Annotated in this window: 14 protein-coding genes; 9 read left to right on the top strand and 5 right to left on the bottom strand. The window is 64.5% G+C overall.

Annotated elements, in window-relative coordinates; genetic code table 11:
• Positions 1-8: 8 nt before the first annotated feature.
• A complete protein-coding gene (locus V5279_RS35125) occupies positions 9-947 on the top strand; it encodes a carbohydrate kinase (RefSeq protein WP_338691591.1) in 939 nt (312 codons plus the stop codon).
• Between the two features lie 26 nt (positions 948-973).
• Here the strand turns inward: V5279_RS35125 and V5279_RS35120 are convergent, their stop codons facing one another.
• Complete coding sequence (locus V5279_RS35120; RefSeq protein ID WP_338691590.1) at positions 974-1,861, bottom strand: LysR family transcriptional regulator; 888 nt, start codon at positions 1,859-1,861, stop codon at positions 974-976.
• Between the two features lie 124 nt (positions 1,862-1,985).
• Here V5279_RS35120 and V5279_RS35115 point away from each other — a divergent pair, with 124 nt between their 5' ends.
• The 8 genes from V5279_RS35115 (at position 1,986) to V5279_RS35080 (ending at position 11,712) form a co-directional block, all read left to right on the top strand.
• Complete coding sequence (locus V5279_RS35115; protein ID WP_338691589.1) at positions 1,986-3,416, top strand: amidase; 1,431 nt, start codon at positions 1,986-1,988, stop codon at positions 3,414-3,416.
• A 76-nt stretch (positions 3,417-3,492) separates the two neighbouring features.
• Positions 3,493-4,443 (top strand): ABC transporter permease, encoded by a 951-nt coding sequence (locus V5279_RS35110; protein ID WP_338691588.1) that lies wholly within the window; start codon positions 3,493-3,495, stop codon positions 4,441-4,443.
• Positions 4,440-5,336, top strand: coding sequence for an ABC transporter permease (locus V5279_RS35105; protein WP_338691587.1), 897 nt, complete (start codon positions 4,440-4,442; stop codon positions 5,334-5,336). Before V5279_RS35110 ends, V5279_RS35105 begins: the two co-directional genes overlap by 4 nt.
• 2 nt (positions 5,337-5,338) lie before the next feature.
• Positions 5,339-6,343, top strand: coding sequence for an ABC transporter ATP-binding protein (locus tag V5279_RS35100; protein WP_338691586.1), 1,005 nt, complete (start codon positions 5,339-5,341; stop codon positions 6,341-6,343).
• A complete protein-coding gene (locus V5279_RS35095; protein ID WP_338691585.1) occupies positions 6,340-7,374 on the top strand; it encodes an oligopeptide/dipeptide ABC transporter ATP-binding protein in 1,035 nt (344 codons plus the stop codon). The genes V5279_RS35100 and V5279_RS35095 overlap by 4 nt, the downstream gene beginning before the upstream one ends.
• A 56-nt stretch (positions 7,375-7,430) precedes the next feature.
• A complete protein-coding gene (locus V5279_RS35090) occupies positions 7,431-8,921 on the top strand; it encodes an ABC transporter substrate-binding protein (protein ID WP_338691584.1) in 1,491 nt (496 codons plus the stop codon).
• 430 nt (positions 8,922-9,351) lie between these two features.
• Positions 9,352-11,061, top strand: coding sequence for a pyrroloquinoline quinone-dependent dehydrogenase (locus V5279_RS35085; RefSeq protein WP_338691583.1), 1,710 nt, complete (start codon positions 9,352-9,354; stop codon positions 11,059-11,061).
• A gap of 84 nt (positions 11,062-11,145) precedes the next feature.
• Positions 11,146-11,712: a c-type cytochrome gene (locus tag V5279_RS35080; RefSeq protein WP_338691582.1), complete on the top strand. Its 567-nt coding sequence runs from the start codon at positions 11,146-11,148 to the stop codon at positions 11,710-11,712.
• A 37-nt stretch (positions 11,713-11,749) separates the two neighbouring features.
• On the opposite strand, the gene V5279_RS35075 is transcribed toward V5279_RS35080, so the two are convergent.
• From V5279_RS35075 to V5279_RS35060, 4 genes are all read right to left on the bottom strand, one after another.
• On the bottom strand, positions 11,750-12,664 hold the full coding sequence (locus V5279_RS35075) for an ankyrin repeat domain-containing protein (RefSeq protein ID WP_338691581.1): 915 nt from the start codon (positions 12,662-12,664) through the stop codon (positions 11,750-11,752).
• Positions 12,665-12,798: 134 nt separating this feature from the next.
• Complete coding sequence (bla, locus tag V5279_RS35070; protein WP_338691580.1) at positions 12,799-13,734, bottom strand: class A beta-lactamase; 936 nt, start codon at positions 13,732-13,734, stop codon at positions 12,799-12,801.
• A 175-nt stretch (positions 13,735-13,909) separates the two neighbouring features.
• A complete protein-coding gene (locus tag V5279_RS35065; RefSeq protein WP_338691579.1) occupies positions 13,910-15,988 on the bottom strand; it encodes an autotransporter domain-containing protein in 2,079 nt (692 codons plus the stop codon).
• 66 nt (positions 15,989-16,054) lie between these two features.
• Positions 16,055-16,462, bottom strand: coding sequence for an AraC family transcriptional regulator (locus V5279_RS35060; RefSeq protein WP_338691578.1), 408 nt, complete (start codon positions 16,460-16,462; stop codon positions 16,055-16,057).
• Positions 16,463-16,585: the final 123 nt, after the last annotated feature.

Raw genomic sequence — 16,585 nt, 5'->3', positions numbered from 1 at the left:
TTTGCACCATGCTGCTGAGTTGCGGAGATGCGCTGATCGATTTCCTGCCGTCACGGACGGCGGATGGACGCGAGGCCCTGACGCCCGCGGTCGGCGGTTCCTGCCTCAATATCGCGATCGGCAGTGCCCGGCTCGACGTTCCCACCGGCTTCGTCGGCGGCATCTCGACCGATACGTTCGGCCGGATGATCGCCGATCACGCCGCGGCCTCGGGCGTCGATCTCGGCCGCGCGACGCGCAGCGATCACCAGGCAACGCTGGCCTTTGCGCGGGTGACCGGTACCGAGACACAATACGCGTTCTATGACGCGGATACCGCGTCACGGAACTGGGTCTATCGGCGCGATGCGATCGCGCTTGATGGCGTCAGCTGCCTTCACACCGGCTCGACCACGCTGGTCCATGACAAGGGTGCAGCCGAGACGCTGGCCTTCATCGAAGATATCAGGCCGAAGGTGACGATCTCGCTCGACCCGAACTGCCGCCCGAACCTGGTCAAGGACAAGGACGCCTATCGCACGCGGATACTGGCGTTCTGCGGCACGGCCGACATCGTAAAAATGTCCGACGTCGACTTCGCCTATCTGTTCGGCGACGAGGCTTATACTGAGAGGGCGGCGGCGCTGCTGTCGGACGGCGCATCGCTCGTCGTCATCACGCGCGGCAACAATGGCGCCAGCGCCTGGCATCGCAAGGCGGGGGCGATCGAGGTCGAGTCGCCGGCGGTGAAGGTCGTCGATACGATCGGCGCCGGCGACAGTTTTCAGGCCGCGCTGCTCGCCGCGCTGCATCGGCTGAACCGGATCGCACGGCAGCAACTGCGCGAGATCAGCGCGGCCGAGCTCACCCGCGCGCTGTCGTTTGCCTGCAAATGCGCCGCCTTCACCTGCACGCGCGCCGGCGCCGATCCGCCGCGGAGCTGGGAGTTGCCCGCGGACACTTGGTAGTCGCTCCGTCACGGCAAAGACCGTGCTTACAGGTGCGCAACGACCTTCTCGGCGCTCTTGAGGAAGCTTCGGATCAACGGGCTCGCGGAATCGCGCCGCCAGCAGGCCGCGATCTCGATCGCATCAGTGATGTCGACGAAGCGCCGGAACGCGATCCCCGGTGGCGCGCCGAGCTTCGCGCAAGCCGGCAGGATCGCGAGCCCTTCGCCGGCGAGCACGAGGCTGAGCGCCGAGTGCACGGTCTCCACCCGGCTGACGATCGGCATCACCACCTGATGCCGGCGCAGCATCGCCGACACCGCCGACGAGGTGGGTTGCTCTTCCGGTCGAGGCAGGGCGATCAGAGGACGTCCCTGCAGTCTGCCGACCGGCACGGCGGAGAGGCGAGCGAGCGGCGAGCGCGCCGGCATCGCCAGCATCAGCGGCTGCGTGCTGATCTGGGCCACCTGGATTTCCGGGTGATGGATCGCGGGCATGCACAAGGCGACGCTGACGGCGCGGTCGAGCAGCAGCGTCTCGCGGGTCGATGCGGAAAGCTCGACGAAATCGAGATCGACGCCCGGTAGCGACCGGCGCAGCTCCGGCACCAGGCGCGGCAGCACTGCGCTTGCCAGCACGAACATGTAGCCGACCGCGAGCCGTCCGCGTTGCCCGGAGGCGATCGCACGCGCCGCCTCGACACCTTCCTCGGCCAGCGCCAGCGCCTCGCTCGCCCGTGTCAGCAGCGCGAGGCCGGCCTCCGTCAGATCCATGCCGCGCGTGCCGCGGCGGAACAGCGGCGTGCCGAGCTCGGCCTCGAGCTTACGGATTTGCACGGAAAGCGGCGGCTGGGCCATCCGCAGCCGTTCGGCGGCCTTGCCGACGCTGCGCTCCTCAGCCACCGCGACGAAATAACGAAGCCGACGCAAATCCATAGGCATACCGAAAACGTATGGGTTGGCCTTCAAATTCGTATTGGACGCCGAGTAAACATGGGAGGCATTCTGGCTGTCAACGCGGTCGAACGTTGCCGGCCGACTTTTGGAGAGCGTTTTGGGGATGAGCGGAGATCCGTGCCTGTTGCCGGCGACCGAATTGCGTGCGCGCATCGGCGCCAGGGAAATTTCTCCCGTCGAGGTCATGGCCGCGGTGGTTGCTCGCGCCGAGCGGCTGCAGGGCGAACTGAACTGCTTCATCACGCTGTGCGCCGACGAGGCGATGGCGCAGGCGAAGGCCGCGGAGCGCCAGCTCATGGCGGGCGAGCCGCTCGGCCTGCTGCATGGCATCCCCTTCACCGTGAAGGACATCGTCAGCACAAGGGGCGTGCGGACGACCTTCGGCGCGGTGCCGTATCAGGACAACGTGCCCAATCATGATGCCGTGGCGGTGGCGCGGCTTCGTGCGCAGGGCGGAATATTGATCGGCAAGACCACGACGCCGGAGTTCGGCAGCAAGTGCCTGACCGACTCGCCGCTGTTCGGCCGCACCCGCAATGCATGGAGCGCGGAGCGCTCCAGCGGCGGCTCCAGCGGCGGCGCGGCGGTGGCGGTGGCGAGCGGCATCGCGCCGCTGGCGGTTGCGACCGATGGCGGCGGCTCGACCCGGATTCCCGCCGCCTGCAACGGCGTGGTCGGGATCAAGCAGAGCAACGGCGTGATCCCGCACAGCCAGGTGCAGGACGCCTTCGGCAACCAGACCTATGTCACGCCGACCACCCGCACCGTCGCGGATACCGCGCTGATGATGCAGGCGATGGCCGGCGAGGACCCGTCCGATCCGTGGTCGATCGGTGTGCCGGTGCCTGATTATCTCGATCGTGCGGCGCCGCGCGGCGATCTCAGGGGCAAGCGGGTGCTGTTCTGCCTGTCGCCGCCGGGCCGCCCGGTGACATCGGATGTCGCCGCCGACTTCAAGGCGAGCCTCGACCGGCTGGCGGTCCTTGGCGCGGAACTCGAGGAATTCTCCGGCGATGGCTTCGACGTCGAGCCGATCTGGCGCGCCATCAATCACACCGTCTGGCGCACCCGCTTCGAGAAGCTCGCGGCCGATCACCCCGACGACCTCAGCGCCACGTTCCTGAAACAGCTCGCGCTGGCCGCTGAGGTCAGCGGCGTCGAGTACCAGCAGGCGATGTTCGACCGCACCGCGCTGTTCCGCCGCGTGCAGTCGCTGCTCGCGCGCGGCGATCTGCTGGCGATGCCGACCTTGACCCGCACGGCGCTGCCGATCGACCAGGATCTGTTCGGCACCATCGAGATCGACGGGCAGAGTTTTGACAGCGTGCGGCCGCACTGGTTTCCGTGGACCATGCTGTTCAACATGACCGGGCATCCCGCGGTCAGCATCCCCTCCGGCTTCGGCCGCGATGGCCTGCCGATCGGACTGCATCTCGTCGGCCGCTTCCGGACCGATGCGGAACTGCTGCGCGTTGCGGCGCTGTTCGAGCAGGCGAGCGATCTGCTGGGCCGTTGGCCGGCGATTGCGTCATGAACTGCGCGGCGAGGGGCTTGCATTCGTTCGCGAACATGGTGAAACCTGCGCTCCGTTCCTTGCACCCCGGGCGCGCATGAGCGTTTTCTTCCTGCGGCGGATCCTGACCCTGGTGGCGACGCTGTTCGCGGCGTCGCTGATCATTTTCCTGGTGCTCGACGCACTGCCGGGCAATGCCGCCCAGATGCTGATGGGCGCCGATGCCTCGCCCGAGGCGGTGCGCGCACTCACCGTCAAGCTCGGGCTCGACCAGCCGCTCACGGTTCGCTATCTGCTCTGGCTCAAGGGCATGGTGGCAGGCGATCTCGGCAACAGCTATGTCTATGGCACGCCGGTGGCTTCCCTGATCGCGGAGCGGTTGGTGCTGACCATCCCGCTCGCGATCATGTCGATGTCGATCACGGTGGTGCTGGCGCTCGCCGCCGGCATCTACACCGCGGCCAACCACAACAAAATCGGTGATGTCGGCGTGATGTCGCTGACCCAAATCGGCATCGCGCTGCCGAATTTCTGGTTCGCGATCCTCTTGATCCTGCTGTTCTCGGTGAAGCTGCAATTGCTCTCCGCCGGCGGCTTTGCCGGCTGGGACGACGGCATCTGGCCGGGCGTCAAGTCGCTGCTGCTGCCCGCGATCTCGCTCGCGGTGGTGCAGGCCGCGATCCTCGCCCGCGTCACCCGTTCGGCGGTGCTGGAGGTGCTGCGCGAGGATTTCGTCCGCACCGCGCGCGCCAAGGGGCTCGGGAAGCGCGAGGTGCTGTGGCGCCACGTGCTGCGCAACGCCATGATCCCGGTCATGACGGTGATGGGCCTGCAATTCGCCAATCTCCTGGCCGGCACCATCGTGATCGAGAACGTGTTCTATCTGCCGGGCCTCGGACGGCTGATCTTCCAGTCGATCGCCAACCGCGACCTGATCGTGGTGCGCAATTGCGTGATGCTGCTGGCTGCGATGGTCGTGATCGTCAATTTCGTGGTCGATATGCTCTACGCCTTCATCGATCCGCGCATCAAGGTGGCCAATCTATGAGCACGCCGCTGACCGCCTCCGCCGGCACGCCGGCCATCGCAGCGGGCACGCGGCCGGCGACCGGCTTCTGGCGCCGCGCATCGCGTCATCGCAGCTTCGTGCTTGGCGCAGTGCTCAGCCTGCTCGTGCTCGGCGCGGCGCTGCTTTCGCTACTGTGGACGCCGTGGTCCGCCTATGACATCGACGTCGCCTCGAAACTGCGGCCGCCGTCGGCGGCGCACTGGCTCGGCACCGACGTGTTCGGCCGCGACATCGTCTCGCTGCTCCTGGTCGGAGCGCGCTCCACCATCATGGTCGGCGTCATCGCGGTCGGCATCGGCCTGAGCTTCGGCGTCTGCCTCGGCCTGATCGCCGCCGCGCGCAAGGGCTGGACCGAGGAGCTCATCATGCGGATGAGCGACTTCACCTTCGCGTTTCCCGCGGTGCTGTCGGCGATCATGCTGGCCGCCGTCGCAGGTCCGGGCATGGTGACGTCGATCACCGCGATCGGCATCTTCCAGATCCCGACCTTCGTCCGCGTCACCCGCGGCTCGGCCAATGCGATCTGGGCCCGCGAATTCGTGCTGGCCGCGCGCGCCGCGGGCAAGGGCTCGTTCCGCATCACCGTCGAGCACGTGCTGCCGAACATTCTGTCGATCCTGATCGTGCAGGCGACGATCCAGTTCGCGCTCGCGATCCTTGCCGAGGCCGCACTGTCCTATCTCGGGCTCGGCACCCAGCCGCCGCAGCCGTCCTGGGGCCGCATGCTCAATGATGCGCAGACGCTGCTGTTCCAGTCGCCGATGCTCGCGGTCTACCCGGGCATGGCGATCGCGATCGCGGTGCTCGGGCTCAATCTGCTCGGCGACGGCTTGCGCGATCTGCTCGATCCCCGTCTGGCGCGGGAGCGTTGAGCATGCGTGAGGCAGGCGCGCCGCTGATCGAGGTGAAGGACCTTGGCGTCAGGCTCAACACCAGCCGCGGCCCGGCGCAGGCCGTCCGCGGCGTCAGCTTTGCGCTTCGCCGCGGCGAGACGCTCGGGCTGGTCGGTGAATCCGGTTGCGGCAAGTCGGTGACAGCGCTCGCCCTGATGGGGCTGTTGCCCGACAGCGCCGTGATCAGCGGCAGCATCCGGCTCGATGGCGCCGAGCTCGTCGGCCTGCCTGATGCGGCCTACTGCAAGCTGCGCGGCAACCGCATCAGCATGATCTTCCAGGAGCCGATGACCGCGCTTAATCCGATGCATACGATCGGGCGTCAGGTCGCCGAGCCGTTGCGGCGTCACACCGGAATCTCGGCGGCCGAAGCCCGCGGCGAAGCCATCGCCTTGCTCGACCGCGTCGGTCTGCCCGATGCGGCCAAGCGCGTCGATGCCTATCCGCACCAGTTTTCCGGCGGCCAGCGCCAGCGCATCACGATCGCGATGGCGCTGGCCTGCCAGCCCGATGTGCTGATCGCCGACGAGCCGACCACCGCGCTCGACGTCACCATCCAGGGCCAGATCCTCGATCTGATCGCTGATCTCGTCGCGGAGCGTGGCATGTCGATGATCCTGATCTCGCACGATCTCGGCGTGATCGCCGAGAATGTCGAGCGCATGATGGTGATGTATGGCGGCACCGTCGTCGAAAACGGCAAGACCGATGCCGTGTTCACGTGGATGGGCCATCCCTATACCCAGGGCCTGTTCCGCGCCCGCCCGCGGCTCGGCGCGCGCAATGGGACTCGGCTCAAGACCATTGCCGGCACCGTGCCGGAGCTTGCCGACCTGCCCGCGGGCTGCGCGTTCGCCGATCGCTGCACGATCGCCGAGGCGCGCTGCCGCGCGGCGCTGCCGGCCGTGGTGGATGTCGGCGGCGCGCATGGCGTGCGCTGCATCAGGACCGATGTCTCGATGGCCGCCGGGGGCGTTGGCGCATGACGGTGCTGGATCGAACATCAGTCGCGCCTGCGACGCCGCTGCTCGCGGTGACGGATCTCGCGCAACGTTACACCCTGCCGCGTGAAAGCCTGTTCAGGCCGGCGGCGCAGGTCCACGCGCTCAACGGCGTCTCAGTGCAGGTGATGCCGGGCAGGAGCCTCGGCGTCGTCGGCGAGTCCGGTTCGGGCAAATCGACCTTTGCGCGGCTGGTGATGGCGCTGGAGCGCCCGACGTCCGGCACGGTGTCCTTGCTGGGCCGCGATCTCAACCAGATGCCGCCGGATGAGCTGCGCCGCGCCCGCCGCGATTTCCAGATGGTGTTCCAGGATCCCTATGGCTCGCTCGATCCGCGGCAGACCATTGCGCGGATCGTTGCCGAGCCGCTGACCGCGCTCGGGCGCATTGATCGCGCTGGCTTGCGCGAGCGCGTCGCCGCGGTGCTGCGCCAGGTCGGGCTGCGCGACGCCGACATGGACAAGTTCCCGCACGAATTCTCCGGCGGCCAGCGCCAGCGCATCGCGATCGCGCGCGCGCTGATCACCCAGCCGAAGCTGATCGTGGCCGATGAGCCGGTCTCCGCGCTCGACGTCTCCGTGCAGGCGCAGGTGCTCAATCTGATGCAGGACCTGCAGGACGAATTTGGTCTCAGCTACATCCTGATCAGCCACGACCTCGCGGTGGTCGATCTGCTCTGCGACGAGATCGCGGTGATGTATCAGGGGAGGATCGTCGAGCAGGGGCGGCCGGCCGATCTGTTCGCCCACGGCGCTCATCCCTATACGCGCGCGCTGCTCGATGCGGTTCCGCGCGCCCGGGCCGGTGGTATCAGGCGCCGCCGCGGCGCGCAGGCGATCGGCTCGCAGGCATCGGCTGCGACCGGGTGCCCTTACGCGCCGCGCTGTCCCCTGGCCGACCAGCATTGTCGCGAGACCGCGCCTGCGCTACGCACAGTGGGAGAGGCCCACCTGGCCGCCTGCCATCACGCCGAAGCCGTGATGGCGCAGCCGCCTGTGGTCGCGGAGGCCGGTTAGTCCTTTGTGCGGGACCAACCCAAGTCGATGGAAGAGCACGTCCGGGGAGCAAGCCGATGTTGAGGAAATTATGCGTCATCGCGGCGGCTGCCGCGCTCGCCGCAGCGCCGCTGCCGAGCCTCGCGCAGGGCAAGAAGGACAGCGTCGTGATGGGCATGACGCTGGAGCCGCCGGGGCTCGATCCGACCAACGCGGCAGCCGCCGCAATCGCCGAAGTCACGCTCTACAACATCTATGAGACGCTGACCAAGATCAACGAGGACGGTTCGGTCTCGCCGCTGCTCGCGGAGAGCTGGCAGGCCTCACCCGATCTCAAGACCTACACTTTCAAGCTGCGCAAGGGCGTCAAATTTCACAATGGCGAGCCGTTCGATTCCGCGGCGGTGAGGTTCACCTACGAACGTGCCGCGGCGCCGGCCTCGACCAACAAGGACAGGAGCCTGTACCAGGCCTTCACGTCGGTGACGGCACCGGATGCGGAGACCATCGTCGTCGCGCTGAAATACTCCGAGCCGAATCTGCCGTTCCTGCTCGGCCAGGCGTCGGGCTCGATCGTCGAGCCGAAGAGCGCGCCGACCGATGCGACGCAGCCGGTCGGCACCGGGCCCTATACGCTCGGCAGCTGGACCAAGGGCTCGTCGATCACGCTGGTCAAATGGCCGGAGTATCGCAACGCCGCCGCAATCAAGCTCGCCAAGGTGACGATCCGCTTCATCGGCGATCCCGCAGCCCAGGTCGCGGCGCTGCTGTCCGGCGATGTCGACGCGTTTCCGCGGGTTGCGGCGGCGCGCAGCCTGGCGCAGTTCAAGGCCGATCCGCGCTTCAACGTCCTGATCGGCGGTAGCAGGGCCAAAACCATCGTCGGCATCAACGAGCGCAAGAAGCCGCTCGACGACGTGCGCGTCCGCCGCGCCATCCTCGCCGCGATCGACCGCAAGGCGATGATCGACGGCGCCGTCGATGGCTTCGGCACGCCGATCGGCAGCTTCTATGTGCCGGGATCGCTCGGCTATGTCGATACCACCGGCATCAATCCCTACGATCCGGAACTCGCCAAGAAGCTGCTGGCCGAGGCCGGCGTCAAGACGCCGCTCGAGCTCAGCCTCAAGCTGCCGCCGCCGTCTTACGCGCGGCAGGGCGGCGAGATCCTCGCTGCCCAGCTCGCCAAGGTCGGCATCACAGCCAAGATCGAGAACGTGGAATGGGCGCAGTGGCTGTCGCAGGTCTTCACCGGCCCGCACAATTACGACCTCACCATCGTCGCGCATGTCGAGCCGTTCGATCTCGTGAAGCTGACCGAGCCTGACTATTATCTCGGCTACAAGTCCGAGGCGTTCAACGCGCTCTACCAGCAGATCATGGCGACGCCAGCTGAGGCCGACCGCGCGAAACTGCTCGGCGACGCGCAGCGCATGCTGGCGACCGACGCGGTGGCCGGCTTCCTGTTTCAGCCGCAATTCATCTCGATCGCCAGCAAGAAGCTGAAGGGCGTGTGGAAGGAAGTGCCGCAGTTCGAGAACGATTTCTCGACGTGGTCCTGGGAGTAGTTTTGGGCGCAGGCCGTCGCGCCGGAGGAGGTCGCGGCCTCAACCGGCGCGATTGTCTCGCGCGCGGTGCCGTCGCTTGACGCGCAGTCTCATTTTGCGTGCTGCGGCTGCGAAGGCGAATTCGTCCAGCCAACGCTGAAGGCGCCGGAAGTTACCGATATCGCTTGGATTGATGCCGACGCGCGATCGCTGCGGTTCGGCAGTGCGAACCTATGCTGTTCCCGCTTCGCATTGAGCGCATCGATTGTCTTTATGAACGACAGCGCTAACATGAAGCCTGTCCATCGATACCTGTCGTTGTTTTTTTCATCATCTATTGCAGCGCAACCAGGCCATCAGCGGTGCGCGCTCGTGACGGCGGCCAGGCCTCGAAGGGGAAGTAGCAAACTCCATCCCTGATAGTGCAACCAAGAAATAACGGGGGGAAATCATGACTGCAAAAGGGCTGGCGGCATTCGCCGCAGCGGTCGGCGTTGGCCTGTTGTCCACCGCCGCCATCGGACAGGAAGTCAAGCAGGAGAAGCAGTCGGTCCTGGGGAACGCCAATGTCCCTCCGGTGACCCAGGAGCAGCTCAACGCTGCTGACAAGAACGCAAAAGACTTCCTGCTCACCAACGGCAATTATGCCCAGACGCGTTTCTATCCGGGCAAGCAGATCAGCCGGGACAATGTGAAGAACCTGCAGGTCGCCTGGATTTTCCAGACCGACGTCAAGGAGTCGCTAGAGACATCGCCGATCGTCGTCGACGGCGTGATGTATGTCACGACGTCGTTCAGCCACGTCTATGCGCTCGACGCCAAGACCGGCCAGCAGCTCTGGCACTATGCCCACAAGATGGGCCCGATCACCGTCTATTGCTGCGGCCCCAACAATCGCGGCGTCCAGGTGCTCGGCGACCGGGTTTATCTGGCGACGCTCGATTCCAAGCTGATGGCGCTGAATGCCAAGACCGGCGAGGTGGTCTGGACCACCAACATCGCCGATCCCGAGCTCGGCTACAGCGAGACGATGGCGCCGACCGTGGTCAAGGACAAGGTGCTGATCGGCACCAATGGCGGCGAATACGGCATCCGTGGTTTCGTGCGCGCCTATGACGCCAAGACCGGCAAGCAGCTCTGGAATTTCAACACCATTCCCGAAAACTCCGTCGGCGTCTGGGCAACCAAGGACGCCACCGGCCGCGACATGCATCGCAATATCCAGGCCGAGAAGGACATGCTCGCCAAGATCGGCGATCCCTATGCCAAGCTCGGCGGCGGCGTGTGGCAGAATCCCTCGGTCGATCTTGCGACCAACCGGATCTACTTCGTCGTCGGCAATCCGTCACCCGATCTCGACGGCTCGAACCGGCCCGGCGACAACCTCTACACCAACTCGCTGGTCTCGCTCGATCTCGACACCGGCAAGTATGTCTGCCACTTCCAGTACATCGCCCATGACGTCTGGGATCTCGACGCGGTCAGCCCGACGGTGCTGGTTAACGTCAAGGACAAGGACGGCAAGACCATTCCCGGCGTCATCCATGCCGGCAAGACCGGGCACATCTATGTGCACGATCGCAAGGACTGCAGCCTGATCCGCTTCTCCGAGGCGATGGTGCCGCAGGAGAACATGTGGGTGCTGCCGACCAAGGAAGGCGCCCGCATGCTGCCCGGCGCCAATGGCGGCGTCGAATGGTCGCCGATCGCAACCGACCCGGGGCAGGAGCTGGCCTACGCCATCAACCTGCACCAGCCGATGACCTACCACGTCGAGAGCTCGGCCTATCCGAACGGCAAGCTGTGGCTGGGCGGCGCCTTCAGGGTGATCCCGAGCGAGAAGCAGTCGGGCAACATCACGGCGGTGAACTACAACACCGGCAAGATCAAGTGGCAGGTCAAGACCCCCGAGCCGATGATCGGCGGCATCCTCGCCACGGCCGGCGGCCTGGTCTTCACCGGAGAAGGCAACGGCAAGTTCGCGGCCTATAATTCGTCGAGCGGCAAGGAGCTGTGGAGCTTCCGTGCCGGCGCCGGCGTCAACGCGCCGCCGTCGAGCTACATGGTCGGCGGCAAGCAATATGTCGTGGTCGGCGCGGGTGGCAACACCCAGATCGATTTCAAGCGCGGCAACAACATCATCGCCTTCACGCTCGACTGAGGCGTGATGCATAATTGCGCCTGCAAATGGTGACGGCGAGGCGGGACCGGTTCGGTCCCGCTTCTGTTTTCTTCGGATGAGCAGATGTTCGGCAGATTGATGATTTGTAGCGCCGCGCTGTTGCTGATGGCGGCCGAGGTACGCGCGGAGACGATCGAGGAGAAGGTGCAGGTCTGCGCCGGCTGCCACGGCGAGAACGGAAAACCCATCGACAAGACCATTCCGACGATCTGGGGCCAGCAGGCCGGCTATCTCTATATCCAGCTCCGCGATTTCAAGCGCGGCGACCGCAAGAGCGAGATCATGCAGCCGATCGCGACGCAGTTCGAGCGCGACGACATGCTGGCGATCGCGGAATTCTTCTCGCAGAAGCCGTGGCCCGATCTCGGCCAGCCCAGTGCGCCGAAGGATGTCGCGGAGAAGGCGGTCAGCGCCAGCCGCTCGGTCGGCTGCCCGGCCTGCCATCTCGACCGCTTCCAGGGCGACGGCACGGTGCCGCGGCTTGCCGGGATGGGACGGGACTATCTCGCGAAAACCATCGCCGATTTCCGCACCCGCGCGCGCGGCAACAATCCCGGCATGTCCGACCTGATGCTGGCAACGTCACCCGACGACCTCGCCGCGCTGGTGGAGTATCTGGCGGGGCTGTGAGCGGCGCGGGCGAGGGGGCGCGTCGCCTTCGCGCTTGCTAGCGCGGCGTCAGTTCCTCGCGCAGCGCCGACAGGATGGTGAGGTCGGCGGCGTGCTTGCCGGCCTTGTCGGCGAGCGCAGCGTCGGCGCCATGGGCCAGCAGCGCCTTGGCAATCGCGGGATGATTGCCTTCGGCGGCGATCATCAGCGCGGTGCGTCCGCGCGCATCGCGATCGTCGACCCTGACGCCCGCGTCGAGCAGATGCGAAACGATCTCGAGCGCCTGCGCCTCCGGCACGGTCTCGTCGGGTCCGGCGGCCCACATCAAGAGCGTGAGATCGTTGGCGTAGCGCGCGTTGACGTCGATACCGAGCGCGAGCAGCTGCTTGACGATGCCGAGCTGACCGCCGGCCGCCGCATACACCACCGGTGGCTTGCCGGTGTCGTCAGCCTTGCGGCCGTCGGCGCCGTGTGCCAGCAGCATGCGCACCGCCATGTCCCTGCCGGCATAGGCGGCGGCCGCGACCGGCGATGCGCCGCTGCGCCCGGTGAGATTGACGTCGGCACCGCGATCGATCAGGCGCTGCACGATCGCGGCATGGCCGCGCTCGGCGGCAAAATACAGCGCGGTCGATCCCGCGAGGTTGCGTGCATCGACCGGCGCGCCGCGCGCCAGCAGCAGGTCGACCATGTCGAGATGGCCGGAGCGGGCGGCGTGGCTCAGCGGCCTTGCGCCCAGCCGGTCCCGTGCATCGACCGAGGCGCCGCCATCGAGCAGCTCGGTGGCGAGGTTGATGCAATCGGCATTGGCCGCCGCGAACAAGGTCAGCGAGATCTCGACTGCGCTGAGCTGCGCCTTGTCGGTTTCATATTTGCGGATCAGCTCGCGGCACCGCGCCGGGTCGGCCGCCGCGAAGCCAGCGTGGACGCTGCCGGCAACAAGCAGCGCGGCGAGGGCGATGCGGCGATACAAGACGTGTCCTCCGTATGGCCTGCTGACAGCATCGCCATTCGATTGAGCGTCGCATGATCCTTCGTTGCTGCCAAGCCGCGCAGCGATCGAGAGCCGCGCAGCGCCGTTGTGCCGCGCGGCGTTGTCCTGCCGCTCTAGCCGGTCTGTCCGGTACTCGCATTGGCAACGGCGCGCGCGACGTTGGCGATCACCTCGTTGCATGTCTCCACGGGAGCACTCGCCCCGGTCAGGTAGACCGTCACCACGATCGGCTTGCGGCCGGGCGGCCAGAACACGCCGATATCGTTATAGGTGCCGCGCTCCCCAGTGCCGGTCTTGTCGCCAACCCGCCAGTCGCGCGGCACGCCGGCGCGCAGCCGGGCGTCGCCGGTCTTGTTGGCGACCATCCAGTCGATGAGCCTCTGGCGCGAGGTGGCCTGCAGGACATCGCCGATCACAACGCGCTGCAGATTCTTCAGCATTCCGGTCGGGCTCGTGGTGTCACGCGGATCGCGTGATACTCCCTCGTTCAGCGCCAGCTCCCAGCGGTCGAGCCGGCTCACATTGTCGCCGATGGTGCGGAAGAAGCTGGTTAAGCCGGCTGGCCCGCCGATCTCGCGGAGGATCATGTTGCCCGCGGTGTTGTCGCTCCGCGTGATGGCAGCCTCGCAGATTTCGGCAAGCGTCATGCCCGACGCGACATGCTCCTTGGTCACCGGCGAATTGGCCAAGATATCCTTGGCCTCGATTTGCACGCGCTGGTCGAGGCTGGATTCGCCGCGATCGACACGACGCAGCACGGCGGCCGACGCCAGCGCCTTGAAGGTGCTGCACATCGGGAACCGCTCGTCGCCGCGCTGACTCGCGCGCAATCCCGTCTCCATGTCGAGCGCGGCGACGCCGAGCCGGCCGCTGGTCGCCAGCTCGATGCGTGCAAATTCCTGCTGCAGCCGCAGCGCTGGCCCGCTTGGTCCCGCCGCTGCACTCTGTCCTGCCGCGGCGCTCTGTTCTGCCGCGGCGCTTGGCCGCAGCAGGGTGCAGGACATCGCAAGGCCCAGCGCGCGCAATCCAAATGTCCGTCTCGTCAGCATGTCGATTCTCGTTCTCCGTTGGCGGCGCGAAACTGCCGAACGGCGTGACGATCGACAAACAATCATTTATACAGCCAGGCATGAGAAAAACTTGGTCATGACGCCGTGCGCCGGCATCTCCCGTTGAATGCGCTTATGCTTTCTCGGGTGCGCCATGCCGGTTCAACAGGAGGCGCTACAACCGCGCGCTGATTCCGGCCGTAACCGCGCGAAGATTCCCGCCTTGCCGCGCAAAAGTCGATTCGGCGTTGAAGAGTGCGCTGAATCTTCCACCCAAATCGACGCTGGTGCCACCAGCTATCTTGCCGTAGGTCTGTGAATGGCCGTCTGTCACTTGGGTCGCGATTGGAAGGCCGAGCGCATAGGTTTGAGCCGTCGTGATAACACGAGCATTCCCATTGAAGTCGCGTTCAACGGTCAGGTTAAGGAACGGATTGAGCCCGCGAGGCATGGCCTGCGCTGGAAGACGGAATTGAATGCCCCCGCTCCCGGTTAATCCGTCGAGACCTTGTTTCGAGACGGCCTGTGTGAGCAATGGGTCGCCGCTTTCAACATAAGCATCGATCCACACGTGGCTGTAGGTCAGTCCGCCAATTGGGCCCACCCTGACAGCCGGAGTGTCAAATAGATATCCAGCCTTCCACGCAGCAACAAGATTGCTACCGTGCGGTGAAGCTGAAATTACGTCGACGACGCCAGACCGATTGATGTTGTAGTTGTTCACGCCGTAGGAAATCACGAGATCGCTAAACCAACTTGCGTAGTTGGCTGATGCGAAACCAGCGAACTGATACGACTTCACTTCGGTATGGGCGTTTCCGACAAGATTGATGTTCGACGAAGTGTCCGAATAGTTGAATGCGCCACCGAGCAGTAGATTCCGGCTCCACCTGTAATCAAATCCGACGGTTCCAGCGCCGAGATCATTGTCGTAGCCAGCGGCTCCCAAGCGATCATTCTGGTTCGCGTGCGTGTACGTACCCATGGCAAAAATGGACCAGCGCGCCAGCGGATCCGCAGGTTGCACCTTCGGTGACGCCTTCAAAGCCATCGCATACGAATTGTAGGCGGTTTGTTGAGCGTCGGAGGCTGCATCGGAATAACGATAGGCGTCGAGCCGCCCGAGCAGGCTGCCGGCAAATGCAAGGCTGCCAGCTTGGGCCATTTCAGCTTGAGTGGCCATCGTATACGGCGCCAGCAGCTGGTTCGTAATCGCGAGCGCCAAAATGTTGTGGAACCGATAGGTGTAGTGGATACCGTCCCAGCTGAGATACTGGTTTTGAACATTAAACGGTCCGGTTGAGCAGGCTGTATCAACAAATAGCGACCGACAGGAAACATTGGGTTGGACGCCTGCCACGGTGAATCCGTAGAGCGTTGGATTTGAACGAACTTCCTTCACGAGCAGGTCGGTGTCGAAGTAGTGAATGTTTGCTCCGGTCTGGTTGTGCAGCGTAATCAGGTTAGCCAACATCTGCTGGTTCACCTGCAGTGAACCCTGGGTCAGCAGAGCAGGGTCGCCGCCACCGAGAAAGCCGGGCAGGCCAAATGGCGCGAGGCTCACTGCCGGAGCCGAGAAGGCCGAGAACGTTCCAAGGTCCGGTAGCCCGAGAAAAATGTAGTTGCGGGCGCCCAACGCCAGGTTCTGTTGCACCATCGCCGTCTGATAAAGCACGTCCTGAGCAACAACCTGGTTCAGGACAGCCTGTGACGTGATGAGGCCAAAGGCTGAAACGCTAAAATCGTTGATTCCGGAAAACTGGAGCACAATGTCATTGGGAGAAAATTTCCCATAGTTTCGCTGAAATTGCTGAACCTGCGGCTGATAGATGCAGTCGACTTTTAATGTGCAACCAACGGGATTTCCGAGCAATGCGGTTTGGGCGGTCGTTCCGGCCGCTGCAAAGTTTGTCGCCGGCGGGAAATTCGAGCCCGGAGTGTTTATGGCGCCGATAAGCGGCGAGAACTGCTGTTCGTACTGAGCTGGCGTATTGCCATTGGGTGGACTGACGAGCGTTTGGGTCGAGCTTGATCCGAAGCCGTAGACTGCTCCGAAGCCGGTGACGGCATGAATGTTCGCAAGCGGAATCCCTCCATTGGGAACGACCGACTGTGCCGACGGTGAAACGGCAGAATCCGGACTCGGAAAATATCCCTGAAAGAGTGTTTGCCCGACCGAAGCTTGAGGCAAGGTGACCGCGACAAGCGTTGCAATCAAAGCCGCCAGTTGTTTTCCGAACATCGTCTCCCCCATGTTTGCGTCCTGATAGTCCCAATTGCTGGGACGCGGACTGGCGGGAGAAGCTATTTTAGATTCCGATCAATCGACTTTTGCATTCATGATGCGCTTTTTTGTTCGTGACATGAACTTTGCAAAGATCTGATCTTCTTCCCATCTGTTGCGAAATCGCGACGGTGGTTCACCAGTCAATCTGGCGAAGACCGTTGCCATATGGCTGCTGTCGGCAAAGCCGACCTGCTCAGCGATTTCAACGAGAGACCAATCGCTGGTTTCGATCAAATGTTTGGCACGCTCAACACGAACATGCAGAATGTACTGGTGGGGCGAAAGTCCCTTGCTGAGCTTGAATGCCCGACTGAGATAGCCGACGCTCAGCCCAACTTCCCGGGCGAGTCTCTCGATATTTAGCTGACCCGTCAAATTGGACTCGATCACCTCGTGCAGAATTTTCAATCGCCTCGTCGACAACCCACCTTTCGCGGCCACTGGACATGTTCCCGTAATTTGTGGGTCGGGCCGCTGTTACGCGCCATCCCAGCAAGGATACATTCACAATTACAATACATATATGCATTGTATTTTAATGTAAAGAACCGCTCTGGCCCGATA

The sequence above is a fragment of the Bradyrhizobium sp. 26S5 genome, from assembly GCF_036923295.1.
Classification (GTDB): domain Bacteria; phylum Pseudomonadota; class Alphaproteobacteria; order Rhizobiales; family Xanthobacteraceae; genus Bradyrhizobium; species Bradyrhizobium septentrionale.
This window is presented reverse-complemented; position numbering and strand designations above follow the sequence as displayed.